The sequence below is a fragment of the Mesorhizobium sp. BHbdii genome (genome assembly GCF_053848045.1).
Map to the genome: position 1 here is coordinate 845,149 of NZ_JBSPKX010000002.1, position 26,334 is coordinate 871,482.

29 protein-coding genes are annotated in these 26,334 nt (G+C 64.0%); 22 read left to right on the plus strand and 7 right to left on the minus strand.

The features are described from left to right. Nucleotide 1: 1 nt before the first annotated feature. The 7 genes from ACWTU8_RS16850 to ACWTU8_RS16880 all read left to right on the plus strand — a co-directional run bounded on the left by ACWTU8_RS16850 (nt 2) and on the right by ACWTU8_RS16880 (nt 8,779). Nucleotides 2-1,354, plus strand: coding sequence for a glutamine synthetase family protein (locus ACWTU8_RS16850; RefSeq protein ID WP_455849014.1), 1,353 nt, complete (start codon nt 2-4; stop codon nt 1,352-1,354). Continuing rightward, the gene (locus ACWTU8_RS16855) at nt 1,354-2,643 is read left to right on the plus strand and encodes an NAD(P)/FAD-dependent oxidoreductase (RefSeq protein ID WP_455849086.1); all 1,290 of its coding nucleotides are present in this window, start codon (nt 1,354-1,356) and stop codon (nt 2,641-2,643) included. The genes ACWTU8_RS16850 and ACWTU8_RS16855 overlap by 1 nt, the downstream gene beginning before the upstream one ends. A 49-nt stretch (nt 2,644-2,692) precedes the next feature. Then, nucleotides 2,693-3,898: a 3-oxoadipyl-CoA thiolase gene (gene pcaF / locus ACWTU8_RS16860; RefSeq protein WP_455849015.1), complete on the plus strand. Its 1,206-nt coding sequence runs from the start codon at nt 2,693-2,695 to the stop codon at nt 3,896-3,898. A 165-nt stretch (nt 3,899-4,063) separates the two neighbouring features. Then, nucleotides 4,064-5,095 carry a BMP family protein gene (locus ACWTU8_RS16865; protein WP_127209731.1) on the plus strand — a complete coding sequence of 344 codons (1,032 nt, stop codon included), beginning with the start codon at nt 4,064-4,066 and terminating at the stop codon, nt 5,093-5,095. 197 nt (nt 5,096-5,292) lie between these two features. Next, the gene (locus tag ACWTU8_RS16870) at nt 5,293-6,783 is read left to right on the plus strand and encodes an ABC transporter ATP-binding protein (protein WP_455849087.1); all 1,491 of its coding nucleotides are present in this window, start codon (nt 5,293-5,295) and stop codon (nt 6,781-6,783) included. Continuing rightward, nucleotides 6,783-7,838 carry an ABC transporter permease gene (locus ACWTU8_RS16875; protein ID WP_029349211.1) on the plus strand — a complete coding sequence of 352 codons (1,056 nt, stop codon included), beginning with the start codon at nt 6,783-6,785 and terminating at the stop codon, nt 7,836-7,838. The genes ACWTU8_RS16870 and ACWTU8_RS16875 overlap by 1 nt, the downstream gene beginning before the upstream one ends. After that, nucleotides 7,835-8,779: an ABC transporter permease gene (locus ACWTU8_RS16880; protein ID WP_455849016.1), complete on the plus strand. Its 945-nt coding sequence runs from the start codon at nt 7,835-7,837 to the stop codon at nt 8,777-8,779. Before ACWTU8_RS16875 ends, ACWTU8_RS16880 begins: the two co-directional genes overlap by 4 nt. 20 nt (nt 8,780-8,799) lie before the next feature. Here the strand turns inward: ACWTU8_RS16880 and ACWTU8_RS16885 are convergent, their stop codons facing one another. The 4 genes from ACWTU8_RS16885 to ACWTU8_RS16900 form a co-directional block, all read right to left on the minus strand. Continuing rightward, entirely contained in the window at nt 8,800-9,120 is a 321-nt protein-coding gene (locus ACWTU8_RS16885) for a hypothetical protein (RefSeq protein WP_455849017.1), read from the minus strand. Between the two features lie 4 nt (nt 9,121-9,124). Continuing rightward, nucleotides 9,125-9,433, minus strand: a complete 309-nt coding sequence (locus ACWTU8_RS16890; RefSeq protein WP_029349200.1) for a YggT family protein — start codon at nt 9,431-9,433, stop codon at nt 9,125-9,127. 108 nt (nt 9,434-9,541) lie between these two features. Then, nucleotides 9,542-11,407, minus strand: a complete 1,866-nt coding sequence (locus ACWTU8_RS16895; RefSeq protein ID WP_455849018.1) for a sodium:solute symporter family protein — start codon at nt 11,405-11,407, stop codon at nt 9,542-9,544. Between the two features lie 15 nt (nt 11,408-11,422). Further along, complete coding sequence (locus ACWTU8_RS16900) at nt 11,423-11,677, minus strand: DUF4212 domain-containing protein (RefSeq protein WP_065010248.1); 255 nt, start codon at nt 11,675-11,677, stop codon at nt 11,423-11,425. 300 nt (nt 11,678-11,977) lie between these two features. Between ACWTU8_RS16900 and ACWTU8_RS16905 the strand changes: the two genes are divergently transcribed. Further along, entirely contained in the window at nt 11,978-12,610 is a 633-nt protein-coding gene (locus tag ACWTU8_RS16905) for a hypothetical protein (RefSeq protein WP_455849019.1), read from the plus strand. 66 nt (nt 12,611-12,676) lie between these two features. On the opposite strand, the gene ACWTU8_RS16910 is transcribed toward ACWTU8_RS16905, so the two are convergent. Next, a complete protein-coding gene (locus ACWTU8_RS16910; protein WP_455849020.1) occupies nt 12,677-14,803 on the minus strand; it encodes a DUF294 nucleotidyltransferase-like domain-containing protein in 2,127 nt (708 codons plus the stop codon). A gap of 290 nt (nt 14,804-15,093) precedes the next feature. Here ACWTU8_RS16910 and ACWTU8_RS16915 point away from each other — a divergent pair, with 290 nt between their 5' ends. The 3 genes from ACWTU8_RS16915 (at nt 15,094) to ACWTU8_RS16925 (ending at nt 16,913) form a co-directional block, all read left to right on the plus strand. After that, nucleotides 15,094-15,486 carry a hypothetical protein gene (locus ACWTU8_RS16915; protein WP_455849021.1) on the plus strand — a complete coding sequence of 131 codons (393 nt, stop codon included), beginning with the start codon at nt 15,094-15,096 and terminating at the stop codon, nt 15,484-15,486. Nucleotides 15,487-15,679: 193 nt separating this feature from the next. Next, nucleotides 15,680-15,835, plus strand: coding sequence for a hypothetical protein (locus tag ACWTU8_RS16920; protein ID WP_455849022.1), 156 nt, complete (start codon nt 15,680-15,682; stop codon nt 15,833-15,835). Between the two features lie 133 nt (nt 15,836-15,968). Beyond that, entirely contained in the window at nt 15,969-16,913 is a 945-nt protein-coding gene (locus ACWTU8_RS16925; RefSeq protein WP_455849023.1) for an LLM class flavin-dependent oxidoreductase, read from the plus strand. A gap of 56 nt (nt 16,914-16,969) precedes the next feature. On the opposite strand, the gene ACWTU8_RS16930 is transcribed toward ACWTU8_RS16925, so the two are convergent. Together ACWTU8_RS16930 and ACWTU8_RS16935 are read right to left on the minus strand one after the other, a co-directional pair. Then, nucleotides 16,970-17,155, minus strand: coding sequence for an iron chelate uptake ABC transporter family permease subunit (locus ACWTU8_RS16930; RefSeq protein WP_455849024.1), 186 nt, complete (start codon nt 17,153-17,155; stop codon nt 16,970-16,972). A 257-nt stretch (nt 17,156-17,412) separates the two neighbouring features. Beyond that, a complete protein-coding gene (locus tag ACWTU8_RS16935; RefSeq protein WP_455849025.1) occupies nt 17,413-17,610 on the minus strand; it encodes a hypothetical protein in 198 nt (65 codons plus the stop codon). Between the two features lie 230 nt (nt 17,611-17,840). Here ACWTU8_RS16935 and ACWTU8_RS16940 point away from each other — a divergent pair, with 230 nt between their 5' ends. From ACWTU8_RS16940 to arsK, 11 genes are all read left to right on the plus strand, one after another. Beyond that, a complete protein-coding gene (locus ACWTU8_RS16940) occupies nt 17,841-18,632 on the plus strand; it encodes an ATP-binding cassette domain-containing protein (RefSeq protein ID WP_455849026.1) in 792 nt (263 codons plus the stop codon). Nucleotides 18,633-18,660: 28 nt separating this feature from the next. Further along, nucleotides 18,661-19,587, plus strand: coding sequence for a tonB-system energizer ExbB (gene exbB, locus ACWTU8_RS16945; protein ID WP_455849027.1), 927 nt, complete (start codon nt 18,661-18,663; stop codon nt 19,585-19,587). Between the two features lie 15 nt (nt 19,588-19,602). Next, nucleotides 19,603-20,061, plus strand: coding sequence for a TonB system transport protein ExbD (gene exbD, locus ACWTU8_RS16950; protein ID WP_455849028.1), 459 nt, complete (start codon nt 19,603-19,605; stop codon nt 20,059-20,061). Next, nucleotides 20,061-21,035, plus strand: coding sequence for a TonB family protein (locus ACWTU8_RS16955; RefSeq protein WP_455849029.1), 975 nt, complete (start codon nt 20,061-20,063; stop codon nt 21,033-21,035). Before exbD ends, ACWTU8_RS16955 begins: the two co-directional genes overlap by 1 nt. A gap of 158 nt (nt 21,036-21,193) precedes the next feature. After that, nucleotides 21,194-21,526 carry an ArsR/SmtB family transcription factor gene (locus ACWTU8_RS16960; protein WP_455849030.1) on the plus strand — a complete coding sequence of 111 codons (333 nt, stop codon included), beginning with the start codon at nt 21,194-21,196 and terminating at the stop codon, nt 21,524-21,526. A 13-nt stretch (nt 21,527-21,539) separates the two neighbouring features. Beyond that, entirely contained in the window at nt 21,540-22,046 is a 507-nt protein-coding gene (locus ACWTU8_RS16965) for an arsenate reductase ArsC (protein WP_455849031.1), read from the plus strand. Between the two features lies 1 nt (nt 22,047). After that, nucleotides 22,048-22,737: an aquaporin gene (locus ACWTU8_RS16970; protein WP_455849032.1), complete on the plus strand. Its 690-nt coding sequence runs from the start codon at nt 22,048-22,050 to the stop codon at nt 22,735-22,737. Continuing rightward, the gene (gene arsC, locus ACWTU8_RS16975) at nt 22,734-23,153 is read left to right on the plus strand and encodes an arsenate reductase (glutaredoxin) (RefSeq protein ID WP_455849033.1); all 420 of its coding nucleotides are present in this window, start codon (nt 22,734-22,736) and stop codon (nt 23,151-23,153) included. The genes ACWTU8_RS16970 and arsC overlap by 4 nt, the downstream gene beginning before the upstream one ends. Nucleotides 23,154-23,228: 75 nt before the next feature. Next, nucleotides 23,229-23,549, plus strand: a complete 321-nt coding sequence (locus ACWTU8_RS16980) for an ArsR/SmtB family transcription factor (protein WP_095520145.1) — start codon at nt 23,229-23,231, stop codon at nt 23,547-23,549. Nucleotides 23,550-23,598: 49 nt separating this feature from the next. Next, entirely contained in the window at nt 23,599-25,032 is a 1,434-nt protein-coding gene (locus tag ACWTU8_RS16985; RefSeq protein WP_455849034.1) for an NAD(P)-binding domain-containing protein, read from the plus strand. Continuing rightward, nucleotides 25,029-26,261: an arsenite efflux MFS transporter ArsK gene (arsK, locus tag ACWTU8_RS16990; RefSeq protein WP_455849035.1), complete on the plus strand. Its 1,233-nt coding sequence runs from the start codon at nt 25,029-25,031 to the stop codon at nt 26,259-26,261. The genes ACWTU8_RS16985 and arsK overlap by 4 nt, the downstream gene beginning before the upstream one ends. Nucleotides 26,262-26,334: the final 73 nt, after the last annotated feature.

Here is a 26,334-nt window from a genome sequence, read left to right on the forward strand (position 1 = left end):
AATGACCCCGACGGACGATCCGAAGGGATGGCTGGAGCAGCAGGGGATCAGGGAAGTCGAGTGCCTGGTGCCGGATGTGAACGGCGTGCTGCGCGGCAAGACCTTGCCGACGGCCAAGTTCCTGAAGTCGCTCGAAGATCGCGCGCTCTACCTGCCGAGCAGCGCCTTCCTGGTCTGCATCGACGGCCGCTATTCCGGTTCCAACGACGAGGGCTTCGGCTATCAGGACCCCGACATGCGGATGGTGCCGGACGTTGCGACGCTCTGCCTGGCACCCGGTGCCGGAGCAGGGAAAGCCTATGTCTTTGCCGACGCGTTTCACATGGACGACCGGCCGTGGATGGCCTCCCCGCGCCACGTCTTGAGGGCCGTGCTCGATCTCTACCGCCAGCGGGGATGGCGGGCGGTGGTGGCGCCGGAACTCGAATTCTACCTGACCGCGCCTAATCCCGATCCTGATCGGCCGTTGAGCGCACCGGTCGGGCGCAATGGCCGTTCCGAAACAGTGCAGCATCCTTATGACATGGCGGCGTTGGAGGAATTCGAGCCGGTGATCCGGCGCCTCTACGATTATGCCGCGGCGGCCGGGCTGCCGCTCGACACGCTGATCCATGAATCGGGCACGGCGCAGCTCGAGATCAATTTCCTGCATGGCGACGCGCTGCCGCTGGCCGACAAGGTGCTGCTGTTCAAGAGGATGACGCGCCAGGCCGCACAGGAATTCGGCATGCATGCGACCTTCATGGCCAAGCCGATCGCCACACAGGCCGGCAGCTCCATGCATCTCCATATGTCGCTCGTCGACGAGGCCGGGAATACGCTGTTTGCCGGGCGCGACGATGCCGACACCGAAATGTTCGGGCATTTCGTCGGCGGCCTGCAGAAATACCTTCCCGAGGTGATGCCGCTGTTTGCGCCGAACGTGAATTCGTTCCGCCGCATCCGGCCGAACCACAGCGCCCCGGCCAACATCGAGTGGTCGCACGACAACCGCTCCTGCGGCCTGCGCGTGCCGGCCGGCGCGCGCGCCGCGCGGCGGGTGGAAAACCGGCTGCCCGGCGCCGATTCCAATCCCTATCTGGCGATGGCCGGCTCGCTGCTCTGCGGCTATCTCGGCGTCGAAGAAAAGCTCTCGCGCTCGCCAGCGGCATCGGGCAATGCCTATCGCAGCAAGAGCACGCTGCCGAAAACCATGGAGGAGGCGCTCGACCGTTTCGCTGCGTGCAGTCCGGTTCGGGAGTTGCTCGGCGAGGATTTCTTCCAGACCTATCTGCGCGTCAAGAGCGTCGAGCTTGACCTGTTCCAGAGCGTCGTCACCAGCTGGGAACGCGACCACCTGCTGCTCAAGGTATGATGATGAGCTTCAACTCCGGCCTGGATATCGGCAAATCCTACTATGTCGCGACGGCCAATCCGGCTCCGGAGCATTCGGCGCTGCAGGGCGACATCGACGCCGATCTGGTGGTGGTCGGCGGCGGCTGCACCGGCCTGTCCGCAGCCCTTCATGCCGCCGAGCGCGGGCTGAAGGTGGTGCTCCTCGAAGGCGGCAAGATCGGCTGGGGGGCGTCCGGGCGCAATGGCGGCCAGATAATCCCCGGCCTGCGCAAGGGCGCCAAGGGGCTGGTCAAGCTCTATGGGCCCGAACGGGCGCGGGCGCTGTTCGATCTCGCCTTCGAGGCGCGCGGACTGGTGCTCGACCTGATCGAGCGCCACGCCATCGATTGCGACCTCCGGCTGACCGGCCACCTCGCCGGTGCGATCAACGGCTCCGACCTGCGCGACCTCGAAGAAGAGGCTGAGTGCCTTGCCAGCGTGATGAATTTTCATGACGTCGAGATGATGTCGGCGGCGCAGGCGCGCGGAATGGTGAACACCCCCTATCACGGCGCGATGTACGAGAAGCTCGGCGGCCATATGCATCCGCTGAACTACACGCTGGGTCTTGCCCGCGCCGCGGCAGCTGCGGGCGTCAGCATCCATGAGAATTCGGTGGCGCTGCGGCTGGAGCGGGAACCTGCCATCAGGGTTGCGACGGCCAAGGGCTCGGTCCGGGCCAGGCATGTCGTGCTGGCGGGCGACGCGCTGCTCCAGGGGCTCGAGCCGCGCGTCAACAGCCGCATCATGCCGGTCGGCAACTACATCGTCGCCACCGAGCCGTTGGACGACCCGAGCGACGTCATCCCAAGCAATGTCGCCGTTTCCGACACCCGCTTCGTGGTCAACTACTACCGGCTGTCGGCGGACGGACGCCTGTTGTTCGGCGGCGGCGAGCGCTACACGCCGTCGCCGCCCGCCGACATTGCCGGCTTCGTGCGGCCGCATATGGAAAAGACCTTTCCGCAATTGCGCGGCCGCCGCATCGACCATGCCTGGGGCGGCCTCGTCTCGGTGACGACATCGCGCCTGCCGGATGTCGGCCACTATGGCGAGGTCTATTTTGCGCATGGCTATTCCGGCAAGGGCGTGATCCTGTCGACGCTGTCGGGAAAGCTGCTCGCCGAGGCAATCACGGGCGATAATTCGCGGCTCGATCTGTTTTCGACGCTTAGGCCGTTGCCGTTTCCCGGCGGCACGGCGCTGCGCGGTCCGCTTTATGTGCTCGGCATGCTCTGGTACGCCATGCGCGACCGCATCAAGCATTGAGCGCAAGCGAGCGGGGTCGTAGCAGGGAAACGCAAAAAAGAGCTGTTAGATGGCCGAGGCCTATATCTGCGACTACATCCGCACGCCGATCGGACGCTTTGGTGGGTCATTGTCTTCGATCCGCGCCGACGACCTTGGCGCGATCCCCCTGAGAGCATTGGTCGAGCGCAACCCCGGCATCGATTGGGCCGCGATCGATGACGTCGTCTATGGCTGCGCCAACCAGGCCGGCGAGGATAATCGCAATGTCGCGCGCATGGCACTGCTGCTGGCCGGGTTGCCCAAGGAGGTATCCGGCTCGACCGTCAATCGCCTCTGCGGTTCGGGCATGGATGCCATCATCATCGCCGCACGCGCTATCAAGGCGGGCGAGGCGGAGCTGTTGATATCAGGCGGCGTCGAATCGATGAGCCGTGCCCCTTTCGTCATGCCCAAGGCGGAGACGGCCTTCTCCCGCAATGCCGAGATTCACGACACCACCATCGGTTGGCGTTTCGTCAATCCGCTGATGCAGGAGCAGTACGGCATCGATTCGATGCCGGAGACCGGCGAGAATGTCGCGGAAGAGTTCGCCATCTCCCGCGCGGACCAGGATGCGTTTGCCGTGCGCAGCCAGGACAAGGCGGTGGCCGCGCAGGCCAATAGCCGGCTGGCGAAGGAAATCATTCCCGTAACGATACCGCAGCGCAAGGGCGACGCGGTCGTCGTCTCGAAGGACGAGCATCCACGCGCGGGTACGACGATCGAGGCGCTGGCGAAATTGCCGACGCCGTTCCGGCAAGGCGGCGCGGTCACGGCCGGCAATGCGTCGGGCGTCAACGATGGTGCCGCGGCGCTGATCGTCGCCTCGGAAGCTGCCGTGAAGAAATATGGGCTGACGCCGATCGCCCGCATCCTCGGCGGTGCGGTCGCCGGCGTGGTGCCGCGCATCATGGGCATCGGCCCCGTGCCGGCGACACAGAAGCTGTGTGCCCGGCTCGGGCTGAAGCCGGCAGATTTCGACGTCATCGAGCTCAACGAGGCCTTTGCCTCCCAAGCCATCGCCGTGCTCCGCCAGCTCGGCATTGCCGAGGACGCGGAGCACGTCAACCCGAATGGCGGCGCCATCGCACTCGGCCATCCTCTCGGCATGTCGGGTGCGCGCATATCAGGCACTGCGGCGCTGGAGCTCAGGGAGCGCGGCGGCCGCTATGCGCTCGCCACCATGTGCATCGGCGTTGGCCAAGGCATCGCCGTGGCGCTGGAACGGCAGTAAAACAAGATCGAGCGCCGGCCGCGGTCTGCCACGGCGGGCGGCAGCTGCTGCTCCCCCCGAAAAATTTGACCATGTGGACAAAGGTGAGGCTCCGTTCCATAGTTCCCCAGCTGACAATTCAAAGAAACAGCCGGCTCGCCACGGCGCCAATCAGAGGGGCATGCGATGGAAAACGGGAAGAGCAAAGTCCAGTCGAAATGCAAAGGGCTTTCGCGACGCAGCGTTCTGGAACTGGGCGCGCTCGGCCTGGCAGCAACCATGCTGCCGGGTCTGGCCTTAGCTCAGGACAAGAAGCTGAAGGTGGCGGCGATCTTTGCCACGCCGACCGAGGAGCCATGGGTCCACCAGATCCATGTCGCCCTGCAGAGGGCCGAGAAGGAACTCGGCATCGAGTACAAATGGTCGGAGAAGGTTCAGACGGCGGATTTCAGCCGTGTCATGCGCGAATATGCGCAAGGCGGCTATGAGCTGGTAATGGGCGACGCCTTCGCCGCCGAACGGGAATCCCGCCGGACCGCCAAGCAGTTCCCGAAGGTTGCCTTCCTGTTCGGCTCCGGCGCCGGGCCGGCCGAGCCGAATTTCGCAGTCTTCGACAATTGGATCCACGAGCCGGCTTATCTCTCCGGCCTGATCGCCGGAAAGATGTCGAAATCAGGCACGATCGGCGCCGTTGCGGCGATGGGCATTCCGGAAGTGAACCGGCTCGTCAATGCCTTCTTTGCCGGCGCCCGGGAGGTCAATCCTAACATCAAGCGGAAGGTGGCTTTCATCGGCTCTTTCTTCGACCCGCCAAAGGCCAAGGAAGCGGCTATCGCCCAGATCGACGCCGGTGTCGACGTGATCTATGCCGAACGTTTCGGCGTCATCGAAGCGGCGGTCGAGAGGAAGATCCTCGCCATCTCCAACATGTCCGACCAGTCCAACCTCGGCCCGGACACGGTGATAACCGGCCCGGTGTGGGACATGTATCCGACGGTCGAGCACGCGATCAAACTGGTAAAGGCCGGCGTCTTCACCGCCCAGGATTACGGTGATTTCTCGCGCATGGCCAAGGGCGGCTCCTTTCTGGCGCCGTACCACAAATTCGACAAGACCCTGCCCGCCGACGTCAAGGAGCTGGTCGAGAAGAAAAAGGCCGAAATCCTCGACGGCAATTTCCGCGTCGATGTCGACGAGAACACGCCGGTTTCGGATTGAGTTTTTTACCCTCCCCCTTGTGGGGAGGGTCGATCCGCGAAGCGGAGCGGGGTGGGGTCGGCGCCGTACCCCCACCCCGTCTCTCGATCTTCGCTTCGCTACGATCGTAAGCCGACCCTCCCCACAAGGGGGAGGGTGAAGAGTCGCGCCATCTCCCACCAGGAGCACCCTTGTCAACATCTGCCCCACTCATCGAAATGCGCGGCATCTCGAAAAGCTTCGGCGCCGTCAAGGCAAACGAAGCCGTCGATCTCAGCGTCGCGCCGGGTGAGATTCTCGGGCTGCTGGGTGAAAACGGCGCCGGCAAGACGACGCTGATGAACGTGCTGTTCGGCGCCTATGCGCCCGACGCCGGCGAGATCCTGGTTCAGGACCGGCCGGTGACGATCAACAGCTCGGCCGATGCGCTTGCCGCCGGCATCGGCATGGTGCACCAGCATTTCCATCTCGCACCGCGGCTTTCGGTGCTGGAAAACCTGCTGATCGGCATTCCCGGAAAGTCGGGCCGCATCGATCGCGCCGGCGGGCTGGCGCGGCTGGGCGAGATCGGCCGGCAGCACGGGCTCACGCTCGATCCGGACCTTCCCGTCTCGGCATTATCGATCGGCGAGCAGCAGCGGCTCGAAATCGTCAAGGCATTGTTTCGCGGTGCAAGGCTGCTGATCCTCGACGAGCCGACGGCGGTGCTGGCGCCGACAGAGGTCGACGGGCTGTTTTCGGCGCTGCGCTCGATGGCGGCCCAGGGCCTCGGCATCATCTTCATCTCGCATAAGCTCAACGAGGTTAGGGCGCTCACCCATCGCTGCGTGGTGCTGCGGCATGGCCGCGTGACCGGGCGCGTCGATACCCCCGCAAGCACGACATCCTCGGAGATGGCGCGGCTGATGTGCGGCCACGAGATCGTTCCGCCGGCCAGGGGACCATCGACGCCAGGTGCCGCGGTGCTGACCCTCGACGGCATCTCGACGTCGCGGCATTCCGGCATGGCGCTGCGCGACGTGTCGCTCTTCGTGCGTGCCGGCGAGATTCTCGGCATTGCCGGTGTCGCGGGCAATGGCCAGTGGGCGCTTGCCGAGGTGATCTCCGGCGTTCGCGCGCCCGATGCCGGCCGGATGACAATAGCCGGCAAAATGGTCTCGCGGTTCTCGCCGCGCGAGGTGCAGGCGCTCGGTCTCGGGCGCATCCCGGAAGACCGGATGACGACCGGTCTGGTCACCAATTTGCCGCTGGCGGATTCGATGGTGCTGCCGCGCATCGGCACGGGGGCGTTCAGCCGCAACGGCCTGCTCAGGCCGGATGCCATCCGCGCCTTCGCCGAAGCGCAGATCAAGGCCTATGACATACGCTGCCCCGGACCGATGACGCGGGCCGGAGCGCTGTCCGGTGGCAATCTGCAAAAGGCGCTGCTGGCGCGCGAGCTCGCCTTCGACCCCAAGGTGCTGATCGTGTCGCAGCCGACGCGCGGTCTCGACATCGGTGCGGCGCGCTTCATCCACGAAAAGTTCCTCGACATGCGTGGCAGGGGCTGCGGCATCATCGTCCTCGGCGAGGATCTCGAAGAGCTGCTCATGCTCTGCGACCGCATCGCGGTGATGTATGAGGGACGGATCGTCGGCACGCTCGACAGCGCCGACGCCACCATTGCGCGGCTCGGCCTGATGATGACCGGGGCGGAGGGGACAGCCTGATGTTTCGCCTCGAAGCCCGCACCAGCACGCCCGGCTGGTTCAATCTCGCTCTGCCGCTGCTGGCGATCGGAGCAACGCTGGTGCTGTGCAGCGGCCTCATCGCGCTGGCCGGTGCCGGCGTCATCGAAGCCTATGGCGTGATGTTCTCGGCGTCGCTGGGCGACAGCTACGCCATCACCGAAACGCTCGTGCGCGCGACCCCGATGATCTTTACCGGGCTGGCCGTCGCCGTCGCCTTCCGTGCCAAATTCTGGAACATCGGCGCCGAGGGGCAGTTGCTGGCCGGTGCGGTGGCGAGCTGCGCGGTCGGCGCCATCCCGATGCCGGGGCCGCTCGCCATGCTTCTCATGGCGGCGGCAGGCGCTGCCGCCGGTGCCGCAGTCGCCTTGGTGCCGGCGACGCTGCGCGTCAAATTCAGTGTTGATGACGTGGTCAGCTCGTTGCTGCTCAACTCGGTCATCTTTTACGCCCTGATGGCGCTGATCGAGGGCCCGTGGAAAGATACTTTCAGCGGCTACCCGATCTCGCCGCCGATCGAAGATTCCGCGAATTTCCCGGTGCTGCTCGAAGGGACGCGGCTGCATCTCGGCGTTGTGGCAGCGTTCCTTGCTGCGCCGGTCATCTGGTTCCTGATCGCGCGCACGACGCTCGGCTTCAGGATCAGGGTCATCGGCGAAAATCCAGAAGCTGCGCGCTATGGCGGCATCCATGTCGAGCGCGTGCTGATCTCGACGGCGCTGCTGTCCGGCGCGCTGGCCGGGCTTGCCGGCGTCGGCGAGGTCGGCGGCGTGCATTTCCAGGTGATGAGCGACATCTCGCCGGGCTATGGCTATTCCGGCATCGTTGTCGCCATGCTGGCGAGGCTCAACCCGCTCGGCGTGGTGCCGGCGGCGCTCTTCCTCGCCGCCGTCATGACCGGCGCTGAGGCGATGTCGCGAGCCACCGGCGTTCCGGCCTTTCTCAGCGATGTCATACAGGGAACCGCGCTGCTCGCCATGTTGGTGGCGCTGCTGTTCACCGCCTACCGCATCCGCCGCGTGGGGACAGCAAAATGAGCGTCGTGCTCGAACAGATTTTTCAGGTCGGCTTCCTGGCCGCCATCATCCGGATTGCCACGCCGCTGGCTTTCGCAACATTGGGCGAGATGTTCTCCGAGCGCGCCGGCGTGCTCAATCTCGGCATCGAAGGCATCATGCTGTTGTCGGCGATGACCGGCTTCACCGCGACCAGCCTCAGCGGCAGCCTGTGGCTCGGCGTGCTTGCGGCAGTTGTCACCGGTGCGCTGATGGGTGCCGTGCATGCGCTGTTCACGGTGGCGCTCGGCCTCAGCCAGCATGTCTGCGGCATCGGCGTGACGCTGTTCTCGTCGGGCCTCGCCTATTTCCTTTACCGGCTGATCTTCGGCCAGCAATCGGTGCCGCCCAGCATCAAGAGTTTCGAGACGCTGCCGATCCCTGTTCTCTCTGACATCCCGGTGCTCGGACCGGCGGTGTTCAACCAGTTTTCGCTGGTCTACATGGCGATGGCAGCCGTTCCCCTGGCCGCCTTCGTGCTCTACCGGACGCCGTGGGGCCTGTCCGTGCGCATGGTCGGCGAAAATCCGCGCGCCGCCGATTCGGCCGGCGTCGGCGTTATCGCCATTCGCTTCCAGGCGGTGATCCTCGGCGGCGCCCTGATGGGGCTGGCCGGGGCTTTCCTGTCGATGGTGCAGTTCAACGCTTTCACCTTCGGCCTTGTCTCCGGACGTGGCTGGGTGGCGATCGCGCTCGTCGTCTTCGGTCGCTGGGATCCCTGGCGTTCGGCAGGGGCCGCCCTGCTATTCGCCTTCGTCGATGCCTTGCAACTGCGCATGCAGGCAAGCGGGCTCGGCCACATCCCCTATGAGGCGTTCCTGATGCTGCCCTTCATCTTCACCATCGTCGCCATGGCGGTGATGTCGCGCAATGCCGTCGCTCCATCGGCGTTGCTCAAGCCGTTCCGCCGGGAAGAACGCTGACAGCCGGGGGCGGGAAATTCTCAGCCGCCGCTTAGCGCCTGCATCACATTCGGCAGCGCCGGCAGCGTCAACAAAACCGTGCCGGCAAGCCAGATAGACGAGACGACGATGCTCCTGGGGTGCGCCGACCAGCGCTCATAGAGCGCGGCCGGGACGCCGGCGAGCATGATGGTCATCGTCGACAGGATCAGCGCACTTGCCATGTAAACGATCTGGCTTAAGGGAGGCGCCCAGCCCGGATACCAGACCGGATAGAACAGGAACACCAACAGCACCCACGGCGAAAAGATACCGTTGACGATGGCGACCGCCATGACCGGCACAAGAGCGTTTCTGTCCATTGCCTCAACCCCCTTGTGAAGCCATCGGCGCAATGCCGAAATTGATCAGAAAAACGAGATAGCCGACGCGCAAGGCCATAAGCCAGAGCACGCTGAAGACGATCACCACCGGCTGGGTCAGGATCGACGGCGTGATGGTCCGCACGATCCGCAGCACCGGGTCCGTGACGGACTTGAAGAAGCGCCAGATGTAGTTGTCCCAGCTTTCGGGCACGAAGAGGCCGAGTAGGAGACGCCCCATCAGCGTGTACATCACCGCGGCGAGGATGAAATTCGGTATGTGGAAATACCAATAGGACCAGAAATCGTTCATGGGCGATTTTCCAAGCGGCGGCGGCGCCGCGTTATGCCAGCGACGTCCCCGAAATGAAAGCGGGGTCCGTCACCGGACCCCGCCTCTTGCGCCGATCGCTATGCGCAATCAGGCAATCTTTTCTTCCATCATCTGCTTGCCGCGAGGGACACGGATTTCCTCGATGAAATCCTGCATATCCCGTGACGGCGCCCTGGTGAGAAGGCTGACAATGATCATCACGGCGAAGCCCACCGGCAGTCCAAAAGTCGCAGACGAGATGTTTTTCACCCCCCACCACAATTCCATGTTCGGCGTCGTCTTGTCGAAATCGGCGCCGTACTGGGTCATCACCAGATAGAAGAGGGTGATGCCGAAGCCTGCGATCATGCCGGCGACAGCGCCGGTCGAATTGGCCCGCTTCCACCAGACGCCGAGCACCAGCGCCGGGAAGAGCCCGCCGGCGGCAAGAGAAAACGCCCACGACACCATCGACAGGATGTCCGACGGCTTGGTTGACGCGACGTAGGCGGCCAGCACCGCGACCATAACCAGCAAGATGCGGGACACGATCAGACGCCGCGACGTAGGCGCATTCTGGTCGATCATCTTGTAGTAGATGTCGTGGCTGAGCGCGTTGGCGATGGCCAGCAGCAGGCCGTCCGCAGTCGACAGCGCGGCGGCAAGGCCGCCGGCGGCGACGAGGCCCGAGATGACGTAAGGCATGCCGGCCATTTCCGGCGTGGCCAGCACGATCATGTCGGCGTTGAGGTTGATGTCGGCAAACGAAAGTGCCGTGACGCCCTTTTCGGCGCAGGCTGCGACGATCGCCGCGGTGTCTGTCGCCGCCTTACCGCAGATCTGCACGAGCGTGTTGTCGGCAGCGGCCCAGCGCATCATCCATCCGGCTTTCTCGGCGATGTTTTCAGGCGTCAGGCCCGACGCCACCAGGTCGAGCATCGTCCACTTGGCGAACGCCGCATAGGCGGGCGCGGTGAAATACAGGATGAAGATGAACAGCAGCGACCAGGCGACCGAGACGCGCGCTTCACGCACCGACGGGGTGGTGAAGTATCGCATCAGGACGTGTGGCAATGACGCCGTTCCGACCATCAGGCAGAGGATGAGCAGGAAGAAGTTCTTTGCATCATAGCCGCCATGCACGAACGGCGTGATGTGATGCACCGTGATGCCCTGCGCCGTCTCAAGCGCGGTGATGTTCGCCAGCGCCTGGCCCTGCATCAATTGCGGGATAGGAATGCCCGTCTTTACCGTGGACATCCAGATGGCGGGGATCAGGTAGGCGATGATCAGCACGATGTACTGGGCGACCTGCGTCCAGGTGACGGCGCGCATGCCGCCGAGCATCGAGCACACCAGGATGCCGGCGAGGCCGACATAGACTGCGACGTTGAAGTCGATGCCAAGGAAGCGAGCCGAGATCAGCCCGGTGCCGAAAATCTGCGCGACCACATAGGTAAACGAGCAGGAGAACAGAACGATCACGCCGATCAAACGGGCAAGATTGCCGCCATAGCGCGCCGACAGGAAGTCGGGAACCGTGTAGGCGCCGAACTTGCGCAGATAAGGCGCAACGAGGATGGCCACGAGCACGTAGCCGCCGGTCCAGCCGAGCACGAAGCCGAGGCCGTCATAGCCGAGCAGGTAGAGCGAGCCGGCCATGCCGATGAAGGAAGCCGCCGACATCCAGTCGGCGCCGGTCGCCATGCCGTTGTAGAGCGCCGGTACGCGACGCCCGGCGACGTAATATTCGCCGACATGCATGGTGCGGCTCAGGACGCCGATCACCGCGTAGATGACGATGGTAAAGCCCATGAACAGGTAGCCGATTACAACATTTTCGACGCCTATGGCGCTCAAGATGGCCATCAGGATGATGAAGGCTATGAAGCCGCCGGTGTAGAGGCCGTAGATGCGGCCGAGATTGGAGGTGAAGTCGCCTCCGCTTGCGGTGGTAGATGTCGTGTTAGCCATTGACGTTCCCCCCGATCAATCTTCATTGACATGATGCTCTTCGTCGATCGCGTTCTGGCGCCGTGCGAACCAGAACAGCATGACGACGAAGGCGATGAGCGAACCCTGGGCGGCCATGTAGAAGCCGAGCGGAAAACCAAAAATGACGATGGTGTTGAGTTGCTCCACGAACATGTGGATGACGTAACCGAAGAACACCCACAGGCCCAGCATGACGAACATGAGGCTCTTGGTCTTGTTCCAATAACTTACGCGGTCTGGTGTCGCCATAGCGTTGAACCTCCCTTGGTTGGCAGCTTGCGACCGTCTCGACCGCAAGGCGCCGTTTAAAGCTTGCCTCTTCCGCTAAGGCGGAAGCCCTCCGGCACGTGTAGCGGTCAGGTATAGAATCAGTGACCGTAACTTTATAGGAGTAACATTTCTTGCCGCTTTTGTTCATACGACTTTAGAATCGATGAGAGGACTGGAGAACCGGTGAGAGGACTTGAATCGGTAAGAGGGCTGGCGGTGCGTCGTCGCGGAGGCTAAACGATCAACATCGGTTGGAAACAAAACCGAAGGGAGAGCGTCATGGGCCTACTGAACGACCTGTTGCCCGAGTTCCTGCGGAAGCCGCAGCCGATCGGCAGCGTCAGCGACCTGGCTGACTTCATGGATTCGCGCGCCGCCTTCCTGGCGCAGAAAAGCATCGTCGAGTTCTGCCGCGTCAGGGCAGGGGTCTACTGGCAGAAGCTGTTCAGCGAGAAGGAGTTCCAGGCGGCGCTCAACCATTCACGCTGGCGCGCCTACCCTGCCTGCTATGCCATCGTGGCGGAAATGGTGGAGGGTGCGCTGCGCGAACCCGCCGGCTTGCGCCAGCGAGGCCTGCCAGCGGCGCTGGAAAAAGTGGCCTTGGCAAGCTTCTCCAAATATGCCGTTCCGGACGGCTCGCCCCCGACTTTCTGGGAGGACGCCACCGAGCTCACACGTCAACGTCTCGCCGCCACGCAGATCGGTCCGCCGCGGCCGGTGCGCGAAATCCCCGAGCCGCTGGCGCGAACGGTTTTCGAGATGGTCCCGATCCACCCCAATCTCCTGACCAACGACTATGACTATATCTTCAACTTCCTGAGGATGAATCTGCTGCGCGCGCATGAGGATTTCCTTGCGCAGGCTGACCGCAGCGCCCTCGTCGACGAGTTGCTGGGTGCCGCGCGCATCTGAGCTTTGTTCCGGCGCGCCGATATCCAGGGCTCCCCGTTCGGCCTCGCACCGTCCGAGCGTCGCCGGCTATGCGAACATCAGGTCCCGCACCAGGTCGGGTGCCGACTGGAGGCGCTTGATGAGGCTCTTGAGTTCTGCCTGCTGCTCGCGCATCAGGGCATTGATCTCGATACGGTTGGATACAGGTATACCAGCGTAGATGTCATGCGTCTGCTGAGCGAGCAGCAAGCCGATCAGCATGGAATGGCCGGCCAGCATCGCCTTCATGTCGCGCTCGCCGCCGATATCCTGCGCGATCAGTCTCTCGAGCCGGGCACGCGTGCTCCGCTCGCGGATGCCGTGGCGAATTGCAAGCGTGCGTGCGGTCGCGACGATCGGAAAAAGGCCATACTTCTTGATGTCCAGCCGGCCATTTTCAAGCTGAAAGCCGCCAAAAACAGTGAAGGGATTGCCGGTTGTCATCTGCTCGCCGAGAAGCTTCGCGAATACCGGCTCGGCGTGGCCACGGTCATACGCATATTCGATGAACTGCGCGGCCAGCGTCGTGTCACCGTGAACCGGCCGCAGATCGTAGACGATATCGACGTTGAGCAGATCCTCCGGCCGTAGGCGGCGAACCCAAGCTTCGACGCGCCCCTTCCAGGTGTCGAGGCTTCCGCGGAATGCGGCGTTCGCGGCCATTACCCCGCCTTTGCAATACGGCACGCCTGAGATGTCGAGCATGTCGGCGAGCTTGGTGCCGAGCTTTTTGAACCAGCTGTCTTCGGCCCCGCCCGGCTCGCCATCTGCGAAGACGATTGCGTTGTCCTGGTCGGGGGCTATCAGGCTTTCGCCACGGCCGCCTGAGCCGAGCACGAGCACGGCGTAGGCGCAGGGCGGCGGGCCGTGACCTTCGATCTGCATCTGTTGTTCGGCAAGCACGGCGGCGCGGCGGGTAAGCGAGCAAAGCTCATCGCTGATGATTTCCGCCACCGCGCGCGGGTCGATCGCTTCGCCGATGAGCGAACGTACCACGCCCGGCAGCATCGACCAGGTGGCGGCCAGTTCGGCGGCGTCCTTGGCATGTTCGATCGTGTCGTCGAGATCGATGGCAGCGGCGGCGCGCAGCCTCAGCATTTCACGCGCCGAAAGCACGCCGACCAACACGCCCCCGTCGTGGACGGCGAGGTGGCGGACTTTCAGCCGATCCATCCGGCCGATCGCCCGATAAGCGAAGGCGGCGGCGCGGATGCTTATCAGCGGTCGCGTTGCGATGCTTCCGACCGGCATGTCAAAAGCCCGCTCGGCGTCGGACGATATGCGGCGCAGCAGGTCACGCTCGGTAACGATGCCATACTCCTCAATCGGTCGATCCGGCGTTCCTCGGTCGGACACCAGGACCGAGCTGATCTTGCGCTTGACCATGAGGTCGATGACCTGCCTTGTCGGTTTGGTCGATTTCACCACGACTGGCGGGCTGCTCATGAGGCTGCCGACGCGATGGCGATAGGCATAGGGATCAACCGGCTGAAACGCGGGAGCCTGGGGTCGCGACACCGGCTCGGCCCGGCCGGCGCGATGGCCGGCTTCGAGAGCATCCGAAAGGGCAAGGCAGGCGACTTCGGCCTCTCCGAGTGTTCGGATGTTGCGCTTGCGCAACTCCGGTATCAACCCGGCAAAGATGTCTCCCGCCGCGATCGCATCGCCCAGAGCCGAATGGCGGCCAGCTATCTCCAGGCGAAGCCAGGCGGCGATCGTCTCCAGCGAATGGTCCGCCAGATTGGGATTTGCTATGGTTGCAAGAAGCCGGACGCACAGCGCCCGAGGCTTTTTCCAGGGCAAACCGGCGCGTCGACATTCGCGCTCCAATACCGCCAGGTCGAAGCCGATCGAGTGGCCGACGAGGATGCGGTCGCCGACGAACTCCTGGAATTGCGCCCATGCATCCGGGAAGCTCCCGGCGCCGTCAACATCGCCATCCGTGATGCCGTGGACGAGCGAAGCCTCGGACGGGATTGCTTCGTCAGGATCGATGAGGAGATCGAACCGAGGTTGCCGGACGACCTTGCCATGCGCGATGCCGATCGCGCCAATCTGGACCACGCGCGCCTTGGTGGCGTCGGGCCCGGTTGTTTCGGTGTCAACGGCGGCAGCCGCAATTGCTATCAGCGGTGTCGCGCCGGTCGCCGGCTTCAATTCCGTCCCCTTCGGCATAGCCGATAGCCTTCCTCTGCCGGATTTCTTGCCGAGACAGCGCCCTGTCGATGTCGGAAAGGTCGATCCTGCTTGCCCTGCAGCATAGAGCGCGCCGACGGGCCGCGTCGATGGCCGAATTTCATGCTGTGGCGTTCGCAAAGATGCCCCGGTCGGCCTGGAGCTGCGCGCCGGCACGTCCATACTGAATCCCGGAGGACCACCCGTCCAGGCGGCACATTCGCCTTAAAGTGATTTGATACGGTCGCAGCGCTCGCGCACTGTCGGCGAGTTTGTTGCCGAGGCAGCCGATGGATGAGATCAGGCGGATTGCTGTGGAGTGCATCGGGCGCGCCGTAATGTTCGGATCGCTTGCCATCGGCTGTGTCATGGTCGGCTTCTCCTTCAACCCGGTATCCGCATTCCGCTCCGGCGCGTTCCTCACGCTGACGATGGTTCTGGCCCTGATGTGGAAAGCCACGACCGCAGCCAGCAAGGATCCCAAGCACACCGAAGTCTGGCTCTACCTCGATGAGAAATCGCGCCCAGCCGATGGTCCGGCGGGACGGGTGTTCGGCACCATCATGAGTGACGTTTATAGACTCTACGCCCGGATCGCGCTCGGGGTGGCGGTCGGGTTCTTCCTGGTGTCGCTCGTGCTGATGCTGTTCGGTCTGGAAGCTTACAGGCCGCCCGCCAAATAGGCGGCCGCCCCCCATTCCCGCCCCTCCGCCTGCATGAGCCCGGCGTTTTGCCATCGGCTCGGACGTGCCGCTCTAAGCAGCAAACAAACCAAATTTCCATCCGGTTTGAGAAGAACATTCTAAGGATCGCTGGAAAATAGCACTCGACAAAGTCTACTGATTTTATAGATTGATCGCCCAGACGGAGGTCGATATGTCCTATTTCCAGAACGCCCGGATTGCCCGCAAAGGCCAAAGGCTCGGTTCTGAGCAGACTTGGCGGCCGGCCTATGCGGGCGCCTTTGCCTATCTCGTCTTTGCCCTTGCGTTCGTGTTTACCGGGGCAGTCGTTCTGGGTTTTATTCCCTGATCATGGCGCCCCGAGTGATCGGGTCCTGACTTACAGGGATAGCGATCTGCCGTTTCGCAATGTCGGAGTTGAATGAACCGAATGCCGGTGTGCTTTTGCGCGCCCTGATCTCAACGTGATGGAGGAGATGGCAATGCCGATCGAGTTCACGCATGTTCCCGGTAAAACTCACCCCGCCGACCTAACCGTGCCGTTTTTCTACGATTTCGCGGAAGCCGCGACAAAGCTGTCGCTGATCGAGGACGTCGGCTTCCAGAAGATCGTCGTCGACGATCCGGCCGGGCTGCTGACCAATATGGATATTGCCGCCCGGGCGCTGGACCGCACGTCCTCACTCGAGGTCGTTCTCACGCATTGGGCCGGTGTGATCGAGCCGACGGTGGCGGCACGGCAACTGGCGGCGCTCGACGCGAAAAGCGGCGCGCGGTTGTCGCTCAGGATGCTCAGCGAGCCGCTGAACGATGACGATGCCGAAACACGTCCGGTCGGTCATACGGTCGTCTGGCAGCGGATCGACGAATATCTGGTGCTGCTGAAGCGGTTGTGGTCGAACGACAGGCCGTTCGATCATGAAGGCGCCTTTTACAGCGTCAGGGGCGGCTATGTGCCGCGCAAGGGACCGCATAGCGCCGAGATGGCCATCCGCATGGGCGGACAGTCCGGAACGGCGCTCAGGGTCGCCGGGCGGCATGCCGATGTCTTTGAACTGGCGCCGGGTTCGCTCGACGAGATCCGGCAGTTGATGGAGCGGGTGCGCAGTGCCGCCGCCGAACACGGCCGGGCCCACAAGCTGCGTTTCGCGCTTCCCGTCCTGATCCGTTCGGAGGACAACGCCTCCTGCCAGAAGGCGGTCGAAATTGCTGGACCGCCGGCGCAGATCGGGTTGTCGCTGCTTCCTTATGCGGCCCTGGGAATCGAGGAATTCATGATCGTCGGCATCGACAGGCCACGCGAGATCGCAATGGCTGGCCGCGAGGTGATCGCGCTGCTGCGCAACACTCTGGCGCGCCGCGAGGCCGATGTCCCTCAGCCCGGCACGTTTGCGCCTCGCGTGATCCGGGAAGCACGCGCCGGCTGAGCGTGGCTGGACTATGCGCCTTGTGGCCGCCAGCCCGAAGCACTTGGCGGCGCCGCTCATTGCCGGCCTTTCCACATCAGCACCATGAAATAAGGCCCTCCGACCAGAGCAGCCAGCAAACCCGCCGGAATCTGCCATGGGAAAATGAGCATCCGGCCGGCCCAGTCGGCCGAAACAGGCATCATGCCGCCAAGCATCGCCGATGCGAAAAGCTGCGGTAAGGCGCGTTGGAAGCCGAGCATGCGGGCCAGGTGCGGCGCCGTAGGAATCGAGCGCCGTGAACAGCGTGAAATTGCTCTCCTTGAGCTGCAGCCCGTCCTTGTAGAAGACGCCGCTGGAGTTCGAAATGCCGCGCATCTGCAGGCCGTGGCCACGATTGTCGGTGCCGTAGAGATTGCCGCTTGCGCCTGGCGTATAACGCAGCGCGCTAGTCAGGCTGTCACCGCCTGCGATTCCATCTGGTCTTTGGTGATGACCGATATCGACTGCGGCGTCTCGATCAGCGGTGTGTCGGTCTTGGTGGCGGTGGAGCCTGGGTGGCGACATAGCCGTCGACCGTCCCAAAGGCGCTTTCGACGCGTTCCTGAATGTTGATCGGGTCGAGAGTGGTGGTCGCATCCTGCGCGACGGCGTGGCCGCCGCCAAGCAGCACCGGCAGCGACATCGCCGCGATCAGGAGGTTTCGGCGCGCGGTCACTTCATCTTGAGTTCTTCCGCGACCTGAACCAACGACCATCTCGGCGCGCTCCACATTTTCGAGTTTCGACGCAAATCCGGGGCGTCACGCATTTTGTTGACTCAAAGAGCCATCATCATTGTTGACTATTAAACTCATGTTTCATAGTCACCGTGCATCGGCGGGAAAACCGGGATTGCCGAAAGCCGGATTTCGAGATGCACGCACAAAGCTGGAGGGAGGCCGAGACCGTGGCAGGAACTCATGCCCAGACTGCCTTCCATGTCGAAGCGGTGCGGTTCGCTGTCGGCGAGCGAACGCTGCTCGGTCCTCTCTCGCTCGAATTGCAACGCTCGCGCGTCTACGGGCTGATCGGGCACAACGGCTCGGGCAAATCGACGCTGATCACGCTCCTGGCGCGCCAGCAGCCGGCAAGCTCGGGCGGCATCACCTTCGCGCAGCGGCCGCTGGTGCAGTGGCGCGCGCGGGAACTCGCCCGCGCGCTTGCCTGTCTGCCGCAGATGACGCCGGCGGCGACCGGGCTGACCGTGCGCGAACTGGCGACGCTCGGGCGCTATCCCTGGCACGGTGCGCTCGGCCGCTTCGGGCACGAGGACAGGCGCCATGTCGACGAGACGCTTGTCCTGACCGACATGGCGGATTTCACCGACCGGCCGGTGGACGAATTGTCCGGTGGCGAGCGCCAGCGCGCATGGCTGGCCATGTTGGTGGCGCAGAATGCCGGCGTCATGCTGCTCGACGAGCCGATCTCGGCGCTCGACATCGCCCATCAGGTCGAGGTGCTGGGGCTGGTCAGGGCCCTCAGCCGCAAACGCGACCTGTGCGTCGTCGTCGTGCTGCACGATCCCAACATGGCGGCGCGCTACTGCGACGAATTGATCGCGTTGAAGGACGGCAGGCTGCTGACGCGCGGCACGCCGGACCAGATCATGCAGGGCGACGTGCTCAAAGCAGTTTTCGGTGTGGAGATGGGCGTGTTTGCACACCCCATCACCGGCCAGCCGATCGGCTATGTGCAATGAGGCCGCTGTGAGAATAAGGAAGAAGCCTTTGTCCAGACATGGTTTGTTCGCGGCGGTGATCGCATTCGCCATCCTGTCGGCCGGCGGCATTGCCGCCCAGGAGCAACCAGGCGCGTCCCCGCCGATCGAAGCTCCCGCGCCTGGAGAGGCTGCGCCGGACGCGGTCGTGCCACCGGCGCAGCCCACCGTGACCACGCCCACCGAGACCACGCCTATCGAGACCGGGCCTTCAACGGCGACGTCTTTGACCCTGCCGCATGATCTGTCGCCATGGGGCATGTTCATGGCGGCCGATATCGTCGTGAAAGCGGTGATGATCGGGCTGGCTTTTGCGTCCTTCGTCACCTGGACGATATGGCTGGCCAAATCGCTGGAGATCCTTGGCGGCAAGCTGCGCGCCCGCCGCGCGGCACAAGCGATCGGCAATGCCGCGACGCTGAACCAGGCCGGGCGCGCGCTTGGCCACAATAACGGTCCTGGCGCCCTGCTGGTGCGGGCAGCCGAGGAAGAGGCAGCGCTTTCGGCCGGCTCGCTCGACCATGTGTCCGGCGACGGATTGAAGGAGCGGGTCACCTCGCGCCTGTCGCGCATCGAGGCGGCGGCGGCGCGGCGCATGTCGCGCGGCACCGGCGTTTTGGCGACGATCGGCTCGACCGCGCCCTTCGTCGGCCTTTTCGGCACGGTCTGGGGCATCATGAACGCCTTCATCGGCATCTCGCAGGCGCAGACCACCAATCTCGCTGTCGTTGCCCCGGGAATCGCGGAAGCCTTGCTGGCCACCGCGATGGGCCTTGTCGCGGCGATCCCGGCGGTGGTCATCTACAACGTCTTCGCGCGATCGATAGCCGGCTACAGGCAGATCCTCGCCGACGCGTCGGCAGGGGTCGAACGGCTGGTCAGCCGGGATCTGGATTTCCGCACGGTCGCGCCGGCAAAGCAGATGGCCGCGGAATGAACACGGAGTGACGCCATGGCAGCTAGAATTCGAGAGAACATCGACGGCGATCTCGAGGAAAACCATGAGATCAACGTCACGCCGTTCATCGATGTGATCCTGGTCCTGCTGATCATCTTCATGGTCGCGGCGCCGCTGGCGACGGTGGATGTCAATGTCGACCTGCCGGGCTCGACCGCGACGCCGGCTCCCCGGCCGGAGACGCCGCTGTTCGTGACGCTGAAAAACGATCTCAGCCTGGCGATCGGCAACGACAGCGTGCCGCGCGCAGCCTTCGCCGCCGCGCTCGCCGGCAGAACAAAGGGCGACAGGCAGACGCGCATCTTCCTGCGCGCCGACAAGGCGGTCGGCTATGGCGAACTGATGGAGGTGATGAACCTTTTGCGGAGCGCCGGCTATCTGAAGATCGCGCTGGTCGGCCTCGAGACCGCGCCCGGCGATGCCGCGGCGCCACAAGTCGGAACGGGCCAATAATGTCGCCGGCGGCCGCCCTGCCGATGGCCGATCAGCGGCGTTTCGGCGTGCGCGAGATTGCCTGGTGGGCGGCCGCGGCTGCGCTGGTTCTGGTGGTGCATGCCGCGATCGGCTATGCGATGCAGAGCTGGCGCCCGGCCGACCCCGACGGCGGCCCGCCGCAGGCGCAGGTGATCGAGCTGTCGCCGATGGCGGTTGCGCCGGCCATACCGGCGCCGATACCGGACGAGGTGGCGCCCGATCAGCCGGATCCTGCCGAGGAGCCCGTAGCCGAAACGGAGCCTCCGCCCGAATCGCCCGTCGAGCCGGCAGAGCCGGTCACCGAGCCGTCGGAAACCACTCCGGCCGACACAGTCGAGCCCACCCCGCCGACCATGGCGGAGCGGGTCGACCAGCCGCCGCTCGAGGAGGTCATGCCGGACGTTGCCGAGGCCGTCACGCCGGAAGTGGTCATCCCGCTGCCGCAGCCGAAACCGGCCGAGGCACCCGTCGAGGCCAAGACAAAGAAGCAGGCAAAGACTGAGGTAAAAGAGCCGGCCGAGGTGAAGGCGAAGAAGTCGGTCGAAAAGGCCAAAAACCGTCCGAAAAAGGAGAAAGCCGCACCGCCGCGGACGACGGCCAGTCTCGCTGAGAAACCCGCAGCCAGGGCGGCCGCACCGAAATCGGCCAAGGCAACGGCTTCGAGATCAGGTGTGAGCTCGTCCAAGTGGAACTCGCAATTGCATGCGTGGATCAGGCGGTATACGCGCTATCCGAGGGCAGCGAAAGCCCGGCGCGCGGAAGGTACTCCGAAGGTGACCTTTACGGTCGACGCATCCGGCCGGGTCCTATCCGCCCGGCTTACTCGTTCCTCCGGCGATCCGGACCTCGACAGCGCGGCGCTCAGCGCGCTGCAGGGCGCCAAAGTGCCGGCGCCGCCGCCGGAAAGAGCGGGCACATCTGTCGCGGCGCCTTTCACATTCAAGCTGGATTAGGGCGACACACCGAGACCATTTGATCCTGTCCTGTTCGAAGTTGTCTTTGCCGGATGCAGATCATTGCAGCCCGCATCGGCGACGATTTTCGACCATCAATCGTCATCTGCTCGTCACATGCCCGTCATATACATCCATAATTCCGGATTCTAGGATACATGGACAAGAACACCGCTCTTCTCGCATTGGCAGCGCTTGGCCAGGACACCAGGCTCGAAGTGTTTCGCCTGCTGGTCCGGGCGGGCGCAGACGGTGTGCCGGCCGGCGAGATCGCCTCGCGCCTCGGTACGGTGCAGAACACCATGTCGGCGCATCTGAAGGTCCTCGACCATGCCGGCCTGGTCCGTGCCGAGCGCGACGGCCGGACAATCCGCTACGTCGCCGATATGACCGGCTTTCGGAATCTCCTTGCCTATCTCATGGAGGATTGCTGCAGCGGCGCGCCGGAGCTCTGCCAGCCGGTCATTCAGGCGGTGACCTGCAACTGTTAGAAGGGACTACGCCATGAGCGAGCCATACAACGTGCTTTTTCTCTACACCGGCAATTCGGCGAGGTCGATCCTCGCCGAAGCGATCTTGAAGCGTGTCGGCGCCGGCAAGTTCAGGGCCTATTCGGCCGGATCGCACCCGAAGGGAGAGGTCCATCCCTACGCGCTCCAGCTGTTGAAAACCCTCAACCACGACACGTCCTTCGCCCGTTCGAAGGACTGGCAGGAATTCGCGGCTCCCGGCGCGGCCGAGATGAATTTCGTTTTTACCGTCTGCGACAATGCGGCCAATGAATCCTGCCCGGTGTGGCCGGGACAGCCGATGACGGCGCACTGGGGCGTGCCCGACCCGGCCGCCGTGGAAGGCACCGACGCCGAAAAACATCTGGCCTTTGCCGAAGCCTATCGCATGCTCAACAATCGGATCTCGATCTTCGTCAGCCTGCCGATGAACACGATCGACAGGCTCGCCCTGCAGAAACGGCTGGATGAAATCGGCCGCGATCTACCGAAGGCCGGCTAATATGGCAGTTGACCTGTCCCGTCGCATTGTCGCGGAAGCGCTCGGCACGGCAATGCTTGTCGCGACGGTTGTCGGGTCCGGGATCATGGCCGACAGGCTGACGGGCGACGTCGCTGTTTCCCTGCTCGGCAGCACCTTGCCGACTGGAGCGATTTTGGTGGTGTTGATCACCATACTCGGACCGATTTCCGGGGCGCATTTCAATCCGGCGGTGACGCTGGTTTTCGCCCTCAGGCGGGAAATCGAAGCGAACGCCGCACTGGCCTATGTCATCGCCCAGCTTGTCGGCGGCGTTGCCGGGACGCTGCTGGCGCACGCCATGTTCGAACTGCCGATTCTACAGATCTCGCAAACCGTGCGGACCGGAAACGGACAATGGCTCGCGGAGTTGGTGGCCGCCTTCGGCCTGGTCTTCACCATTCTGGCGGGACTTCGCTTCCGTTCGGATGCGATTCCCTGGCTGGTCGGCCTTTACATCACCGCGGCCTATTGGTTCACCGCATCGACGTCGTTCGCCAATCCGGCGGTCGCCATTGCGCGAGCGGTTTCAAACACGTTCGCGGGCATCCGTCCTGTTGACCTGCCGGCGTTCATCGTCGCCGAGCTGCTGGGCGCGCTGCTTGCCATGGCCTTGGCAGGATGGCTGCTCAGCGAGCCCAAACCAATCAGACAGATGAGAGCCGCGAAATGACCATCACCATCTACCACAACCCCGGCTGCGGCACCTCGCGCAACACGCTCGCCATCATCCGGCAGTCCGGCGAAGAGCCTGATGTGATCGAGTATCTGAAGAACCCGCCGTCGCGCGAACGGCTGGTCGAGCTGATCAAGGCGACGGGAATGACGCCGCGCGAGTTGCTGCGCGAGAAGGGTACGCCGTACGCCGAGCTCAACCTCGGCGATCCCAAATGGACCGACGACGAGATTGTCGATTTCATGCTGGCGCATCCGATCCTGATCAACCGGCCGATCGTGGTGACGCCGCTCGGCACCATGCTTGCTCGGCCGTCCGAAGCCGTTCTCGACATTCTGCCCAATCCGGATATCGGGCCGTTCACCAAGGAAGACGGCGAAGTGGTGATCGATGCATCGGGGCGGCGCGTCTGAAGGTATAATCCAGTTCTTCGATAATCTTGGAAATAGAACTTGACGACACCCGGCAGCGGGAGCTAGCGTATTTCCATGAAACTCGAACAAGCAGCAAAACAGCTCGAGGCGCTCGGCAATCCGACGCGGCTGAAGCTTTATCGCACGCTGGTGAGGGCAGGCGAAACCGGACGACCGGTCGGTTATCTGCAGGAAGCCCTCGGCATCGCTGCGTCGACCCTGTCGCATCATCTCCACCGGCTTATCCTGACCGGCCTGGTCACCCAGGAACGCCAGGCAACGACGCTGATCTGCCGTGCCAATTACCCTGTCATGAACGATCTCCTCGGCTTTCTTGCCGATGAATGTTGTGCCGATGCCGTATGCGGCCCGGCTGTCGGCGAGGCTGCTGCGTAACTCTTTTTGGCCTATATTTCTATAATCCTAGAAGCATAGAAGGTGCATCATGGTTCCCAACAGCAATCTCCCGGTCGCCATCATCGGCGGCGGACCGGTCGGCCTGGCGGCTGCCGCCCAACTTGTCAGCCGCGGCCTTTCAGTCAAGGTTTACGAGGCTGGTTCCGCGGTCGGGTCGAACCTTCTGGATTGGGGTCATGTGCGGGTTTTCACGCCGTGGCGCTATTGTGTCGATGCGGTCGCCCGAAAACTTCTCGAGAGCCACGGCTGGCAGATGCCGGAGCCGGAGGCGTTCCCCACGGCTGGCGAGATCGTCGACCAGTATCTCGCGCCGCTGGCAAAGCTTTCCGAACTGGCGCCGTCGATCGAGAGTAATGCCCGCATTGTCGCGATTTCCCGGTGGGGAGCCGACAAGGTCTTGAGCAAGGCGCGGGAGACGCGGCCGTTCCTGCTTCTGGTCGAAACCGCCGAGGGCACGCGCCGGGACAGCGCTCGTGCCGTCATCGATGCATCCGGCACCTGGCAAACGCCGAACCCGCTCGGTGCGGGCGGCTTGCCGGCCGAAGGTGAGAAGGAATTTGGAAACCGCATTGCCTATGGCATACCGGATGTCCTCGGACGGGACCGTCATCTCTATGCAGGCCGCACGACATTGGTCGTGGGCGCCGGCCATTCCGCTGCCAATGCCTTGCTCGAATTGGCGGAGCTTGCGCAAACCGAACCGGGCACCTTGGCACTATGGGTGACGCGCGGCACCGACCTTGTCCGCATATACGGCGGCGGCGATGCCGACGCCTTGCCGGCGCGGGGCGAACTCGGTTCGGATGTCCGGCATCTCGCCGAGAGCGGCCGCGTGCGGCTGGTGACGGGCTTTGCCACGGTTGCCATTCGCGAGGTCGACGGCCGCCTGGTTGTCGAAGGCCAGACAAAAGACGGATTGCGCACGCTCGGCCCCGTCGACAGGATTATCGCCGCGACCGGTCAGCGCCCTGATCTCACCTTGACCCGCGAGCTTCGGCTGGACCTTGATCCGTGGCTCGAAGGCGTCAAGGCGCTGGGGCCGCTCATCGACCCCAATGAACATTCCTGCGGCGATGTCCCGCCGCATGGTCATCGCGAGCTCAGCCACCCCGAGCCCGATTTCTACACGGTCGGCGTCAAAAGCTACGGCCGGGCGCCGACGTTCCTGCTGCTGACCGGCTATGAGCAGGTCCGCTCGGTCGCCGCGGCGCTCGCCGGCGACATGGCTGCGGCCGATGCCGTGCAGCTGGAGTTGCCCGAGACCGGCGTCTGCACTGTGCCGGCGTCACTTTCAGGCGCGTCGTCCCAGGGTTGCTGCGGCGGGCCGGCGCCGGCTGCTGTCGATGCCTGTTGTGTCGACGACGCCAAGGCGAAGGCGAGCGGCAAGTCAGGCTGCGGCTGCGGCAGCACGCAAGCGATCGCAGCAGTGCGCAGCGGCGATCTCGAGATCGCCGCTCGATGAGCGACCGGAAGATCCCGGCTGCCGCGCTCTGGGCGTTGGGGCTGACGCAGATCATCGGCTATGGCACGCTCTATTACAGCTTCAGTATCCTGGTGCCGTCGATCGCGCTCGAATTCGCCTGGCCGGAACAATGGGTTTTCGGCGCCCTGTCGGCGTCGCTGCTGGTGGGTGGCTTGTTTGCACCGACAGCCGGGCGCTGGGCCGATCGTTTCGGCGCCGGCCGGGTGATGACCTTTGGTTCGCTTGCTGCCGCAGCAGCGCTTGTCGCTTGCGCGCTAGCACCCGGCCGGGTGAGCTTTGTGCTGGCTCTGGTGGCGATGGAACTGGCGTCCGCCTTCGTGCTTTACAGCGCCGCTTTCGTCGCGATCGTCCAGATCGGCGGAGCCAGGGCGCAGCGCAGCATCACCCATCTGACGCTGATCGCCGGCTTCGCCTCCACCCTGTTCTGGCCGTTGACGGCTGCGCTGCACGAACACCTGACCTGGCGCGAGGTCTATTTGGTCTTTGCCGGCATCAATGTCGCCATCTGCCTGCCCATCCATGCCTGGCTGGCACGGCTGTCGCGTCGGACAGACGAAAGCGCCTCACCGACACCTGCGGCCGTCGCGCCGGCAGGCCGTGCCTTCGCGCCACGCGACCGCAGCAGAGTGTTTCTGCTCATGCTTGGCGGCTTCGCGATCGAGGGTTTCGTGCTGTCCTCGATTCTCGTTCACATGGTGCCGCTGACGACGGCGCTCGGGCTTGGCTCCGCCGGGCTCGTCGTAACCACGCTTTTCGGGCCCTCCCAGGTGGCGAGCCGGTTGATCAACATGCTGTTCGGCGGCCGGCTGGCACAGACCTGGCTCGCGGTGATCGGCGCGACATTGCTGCCGCTCGGCCTTGTCGTCCTGCTGGCGATGACACCATCGCTGCCCGGCGCCATCGCCTTCGTCATCCTGTTTGGATTGGGCTCGGGCCTCGCCAGCATCGTCGGCGGCACGCTGCCCCTGGAACTGTTCGGGCGGGAGCGCTACGGCGCCCGGCTCGGCTGGGTGACGGCCGCGCGTCAGTTTTCTTCAGCGCTTGCGCCCTTTGCCCTTGCCATGGCGATGGCAGGCATCGACCTCCAACCATCGCTCTGGTTGACCGCTGCGGTCGGCATGCTCGGCATACTGGCTTTCTCGGCAATCATCCTGATCAGGCGGCAGCCTCTCGCGCATGATCGCGTGATGCTTACCTCGGCGAACTGACGTCGCGTGCGGCGTACAGCTGTGCGCAACAGCGAGCGGTCGGCCATGGGCGCTCGACGGGCTGTGATGCGGT

What these genes read in the sequence shown, in the direction of transcription:
- ACWTU8_RS16850 (WP_455849014.1), top strand. Translation starts at nt 2, where the DNA reads ATGACCCCGACGGACGATCCGAAGGGATGGCTGGAGCAGCAGGGGATC.
- ACWTU8_RS16855 (WP_455849086.1), top strand. Translation starts at nt 1,354, where the DNA reads ATGATGAGCTTCAACTCCGGCCTGGATATCGGCAAATCCTACTATGTC.
- pcaF (WP_455849015.1), top strand. Translation starts at nt 2,693, where the DNA reads ATGGCCGAGGCCTATATCTGCGACTACATCCGCACGCCGATCGGACGC.
- ACWTU8_RS16865 (WP_127209731.1), top strand. Translation starts at nt 4,064, where the DNA reads ATGGAAAACGGGAAGAGCAAAGTCCAGTCGAAATGCAAAGGGCTTTCG.
- ACWTU8_RS16870 (WP_455849087.1), top strand. Translation starts at nt 5,293, where the DNA reads ATGCGCGGCATCTCGAAAAGCTTCGGCGCCGTCAAGGCAAACGAAGCC.
- ACWTU8_RS16875 (WP_029349211.1), top strand. Translation starts at nt 6,783, where the DNA reads ATGTTTCGCCTCGAAGCCCGCACCAGCACGCCCGGCTGGTTCAATCTC.
- ACWTU8_RS16880 (WP_455849016.1), top strand. Translation starts at nt 7,835, where the DNA reads ATGAGCGTCGTGCTCGAACAGATTTTTCAGGTCGGCTTCCTGGCCGCC.
- ACWTU8_RS16885 (WP_455849017.1), bottom strand. Translation starts at nt 9,120, where the DNA reads ATGGACAGAAACGCTCTTGTGCCGGTCATGGCGGTCGCCATCGTCAAC.
- ACWTU8_RS16890 (WP_029349200.1), bottom strand. Translation starts at nt 9,433, where the DNA reads ATGAACGATTTCTGGTCCTATTGGTATTTCCACATACCGAATTTCATC.
- ACWTU8_RS16895 (WP_455849018.1), bottom strand. Translation starts at nt 11,407, where the DNA reads ATGGCTAACACGACATCTACCACCGCAAGCGGAGGCGACTTCACCTCC.
- ACWTU8_RS16900 (WP_065010248.1), bottom strand. Translation starts at nt 11,677, where the DNA reads ATGGCGACACCAGACCGCGTAAGTTATTGGAACAAGACCAAGAGCCTC.
- ACWTU8_RS16905 (WP_455849019.1), top strand. Translation starts at nt 11,978, where the DNA reads ATGGGCCTACTGAACGACCTGTTGCCCGAGTTCCTGCGGAAGCCGCAG.
- ACWTU8_RS16910 (WP_455849020.1), bottom strand. Translation starts at nt 14,803, where the DNA reads ATGCCGAAGGGGACGGAATTGAAGCCGGCGACCGGCGCGACACCGCTG.
- ACWTU8_RS16915 (WP_455849021.1), top strand. Translation starts at nt 15,094, where the DNA reads ATGGATGAGATCAGGCGGATTGCTGTGGAGTGCATCGGGCGCGCCGTA.
- ACWTU8_RS16920 (WP_455849022.1), top strand. Translation starts at nt 15,680, where the DNA reads ATGTCCTATTTCCAGAACGCCCGGATTGCCCGCAAAGGCCAAAGGCTC.
- ACWTU8_RS16925 (WP_455849023.1), top strand. Translation starts at nt 15,969, where the DNA reads ATGCCGATCGAGTTCACGCATGTTCCCGGTAAAACTCACCCCGCCGAC.
- ACWTU8_RS16930 (WP_455849024.1), bottom strand. Translation starts at nt 17,155, where the DNA reads ATGCTCGGCTTCCAACGCGCCTTACCGCAGCTTTTCGCATCGGCGATG.
- exbD (WP_455849028.1), top strand. Translation starts at nt 19,603, where the DNA reads ATGGCAGCTAGAATTCGAGAGAACATCGACGGCGATCTCGAGGAAAAC.
- ACWTU8_RS16955 (WP_455849029.1), top strand. Translation starts at nt 20,061, where the DNA reads ATGTCGCCGGCGGCCGCCCTGCCGATGGCCGATCAGCGGCGTTTCGGC.
- ACWTU8_RS16960 (WP_455849030.1), top strand. Translation starts at nt 21,194, where the DNA reads ATGGACAAGAACACCGCTCTTCTCGCATTGGCAGCGCTTGGCCAGGAC.
- ACWTU8_RS16965 (WP_455849031.1), top strand. Translation starts at nt 21,540, where the DNA reads ATGAGCGAGCCATACAACGTGCTTTTTCTCTACACCGGCAATTCGGCG.
- ACWTU8_RS16970 (WP_455849032.1), top strand. Translation starts at nt 22,048, where the DNA reads ATGGCAGTTGACCTGTCCCGTCGCATTGTCGCGGAAGCGCTCGGCACG.
- arsC (WP_455849033.1), top strand. Translation starts at nt 22,734, where the DNA reads ATGACCATCACCATCTACCACAACCCCGGCTGCGGCACCTCGCGCAAC.
- ACWTU8_RS16980 (WP_095520145.1), top strand. Translation starts at nt 23,229, where the DNA reads ATGAAACTCGAACAAGCAGCAAAACAGCTCGAGGCGCTCGGCAATCCG.
- ACWTU8_RS16985 (WP_455849034.1), top strand. Translation starts at nt 23,599, where the DNA reads ATGGTTCCCAACAGCAATCTCCCGGTCGCCATCATCGGCGGCGGACCG.
- arsK (WP_455849035.1), top strand. Translation starts at nt 25,029, where the DNA reads ATGAGCGACCGGAAGATCCCGGCTGCCGCGCTCTGGGCGTTGGGGCTG.